Origin of the sequence: Streptomyces sp. SID14436 (genome assembly GCF_010548465.1) — a bacterium.
Lineage (GTDB): Bacteria > Actinomycetota > Actinomycetes > Streptomycetales > Streptomycetaceae > Streptomyces.
In genome coordinates this window covers 1-1444 of sequence record NZ_JAAGMD010000645.1, presented here as the reverse complement: position 1 = coordinate 1444, position 1444 = coordinate 1, and the positions used below count along the sequence as shown (strand labels likewise).

2 protein-coding genes are annotated in these 1444 nt (G+C 76.2%); one reads left to right on the top strand and one right to left on the bottom strand.

The features are described 5' to 3' along the window. Positions 1-903: ATP-binding cassette domain-containing protein (locus G3I53_RS22870; RefSeq protein ID WP_239064054.1), on the bottom strand; the 903-nt coding region annotated here is incomplete at its 3' end. A gap of 153 nt (positions 904-1056) precedes the next feature. Between G3I53_RS22870 and G3I53_RS22865 the strand changes: the two genes are divergently transcribed. After that, a partial coding sequence (locus tag G3I53_RS22865) for an SAV_6107 family HEPN domain-containing protein (protein ID WP_164438725.1) occupies positions 1057-1444 on the top strand: 388 nt, incomplete at its 3' end.

Here is a 1444-nt window from a genome sequence, read left to right as displayed (position 1 = left end):
CGGGTCGTGGTGCGGGTCCTGCGTGTCGCGCGGGTCGTGGTGCGGGTCCTGCGTGTCGCGCGGGGTGTCGGGACGGTCGTCGGGGCGGTGGTCCGACGGGTCCCCGGGCGGGTCGTCCTGCTCGCCGAGGTCCTGTGCGGGGGCCGGGTCCCCGGCGGCGTCCCGCGCGCCCGGCTGCCCGGACGCCTCCTGCGGGGCGGCGCCCGTACGGACGCGGACGGCGTCGTCGGGGGCCTCGCTGCACACCGCCACCACGGTGGTGCCGGACGCGGCGAGCGACCTCAGCAGGTCCCAGACCTCCGCCCGTTCGGCGGACGACAGCTTCAGATCGGTGTCGTCGACGCCGAGCAGCCGCGGCCCCCCGAGCAGCGCCAGCGCGACGGACAGCCGCAGCGCCTCCACCCGCTCCAGGTCCCGCACCGCCGTCCGGGTGCCCTTCGGCAGCGTCTGCGGATCGAGTCCGGCCGCCGCCAGCGCGGTGTCCACCCGCCGCTTCTCCCGCGCGGCCCGCTCGCCGCGCGGCCGCAGCAGCGCCGACAGGGTGTCGCCGAAACGGCGCTGGAGCAGCGCCCGTTCGTGCAGGTGCTCCCCGACGGTGAGCGCCGGATCGAGGTCGGTCACCCCCGTGACGTGCGCCAGCGCACTGATCCTGCGGACCGCGGCCATCCGTCCGGGCAACTCGTGACCGCCGACGGCGGCCCGGCCCTCCGTGGGCCGCATCCGCCCGGTGAGCGCCAGCAGCAGACACGTCCGCCCCGAGCCGGACGGTCCCTCCACCGCGATCAGCGAGCCGGGCTCCGCCTCGGCCGAGACCCCGCGGAACGCCCAGCCCCGCGGTCCCTTCAGGCCGAAGTCGCGGGCCGCGACCTCGGCTCCGCCCTGACCGTCCACACGTTCCCCCATGTTTTGAACTGACTGGTCAGTGCAAAAGTTAGCCCGAACGCTCGATCGAGGCAACGTCGCAGGTCAGAACGGATTGTCAGTGCCATACCTCACGATGTGTCATACGGCATCCCGTCTCGGGCGTGCCGTCACGAAGACGACAGGAGGTTCGTCATGGCCCACTCGTCCGCAGCCGCCGCCCGTCGGCGCCGCGCAGCCGGCCCTGCCCCCTCACTGACCGGCCCGGCGAGCGACGTCCACCCCGTGCTGCGCCGCGCCGCGGCCCCGCCCGCCGCCCTCGACCTGCTCGCCCAGGCCCGTGCCGGACTGGACGAGGCCACCGTCCTCGACACCCCCAACGAGCGCTACGCGACGGCCCACCTGGCCGCCCTGCGCACCGCCGCCGCCGTGCTCGCCGCCCGCGGCCGGCCGGAGACCTCGCCCCGGGCCCGCGCGAAGATACGGAGCGCCTGGGAAGTGCTCCCCGAGATCGCGCCCGAACTGACCGAGTGGAGCGCGCTGTTCGCGTCCGGGGCCCGGCGCCGCGCCCGGGCCGAGGCCG